This window comes from Marinobacter panjinensis, assembly GCF_005298175.1.
Classification (GTDB): Bacteria; Pseudomonadota; Gammaproteobacteria; order Pseudomonadales; family Oleiphilaceae; genus Marinobacter; species Marinobacter panjinensis.
On sequence record NZ_SZYH01000006.1, the window covers coordinates 1 to 769 of the forward strand.

The 769-nt window shown below is 53.8% G+C and carries 2 tRNA genes and 1 rRNA gene; all 3 read left to right on the forward strand.

The annotated features are described in order from the left end of the window. A 16S ribosomal RNA gene (locus FDP08_RS20250) occupies nucleotides 1-56 on the forward strand; the annotation flags it as partial. Between the two features lie 233 nt (nucleotides 57-289). Next, a tRNA-Ile gene (locus FDP08_RS20255) sits at nucleotides 290-366 on the forward strand. Between the two features lie 136 nt (nucleotides 367-502). After that, a tRNA-Ala gene (locus FDP08_RS20260) sits at nucleotides 503-578 on the forward strand. Nucleotides 579-769: the final 191 nt, after the last annotated feature.

Here is a 769-nt window from a genome sequence, read left to right on the forward strand (position 1 = left end):
GGGTGAAGTCGTAACAAGGTAGCCGTAGGGGAACCTGCGGCTGGATCACCTCCTTAAACGAAGCCGAACGCTTCGGTCAGAGTCCACACGAATTACTTGGTTAACTTGAGAAGAGAGCAAAAGGGTCTATGCAGGCCCGCTGTCGGTTTGACCAGACCTCAGGGTTTGGCGCCGGATTCGCGCCAACTGGCAAGGCGCAGGCTGAGAGAGCGAGGGAGCGTACATGAGTACGTGACCGAGTGAACGAGGACTGCAACGCAGCTCAGGTGGTGCGAAGACAAGCGAAACCGGGTCTGTAGCTCAGGTGGTTAGAGCGCACCCCTGATAAGGGTGAGGTCGGTGGTTCAAGTCCACCCAGACCCACCAAAATCGCTCAGCTCGTCGTTGCTTCCAGGCTCACGTGCTACTCGCACGCTACACCTGCAAGCGCCTAGATCTGAACGATTTTCCGAGTACGGCACAAGCGCTACGGTGGCCGGCTTGGGTGAGTGGCTTAGACGACGGGGCTATAGCTCAGCTGGGAGAGCGCCTGCCTTGCACGCAGGAGGTCTGCGGTTCGATCCCGCATAGCTCCACCATATTACTGGCTAGCTTCGGTTAGCAGTGTACAGAAACGAATGTTTCAGATTGATGAAGCCTTCCTTTCTGATCACTGGGTCAGATTTGCTCTTTAACAAATTGGACGAGATAGAACACGAAGCTATTTTTCTCATTATCTCCGAGAGAAATAGGTTCAATGTGATAACGATTTCAAGCGTTATCCGGTGTT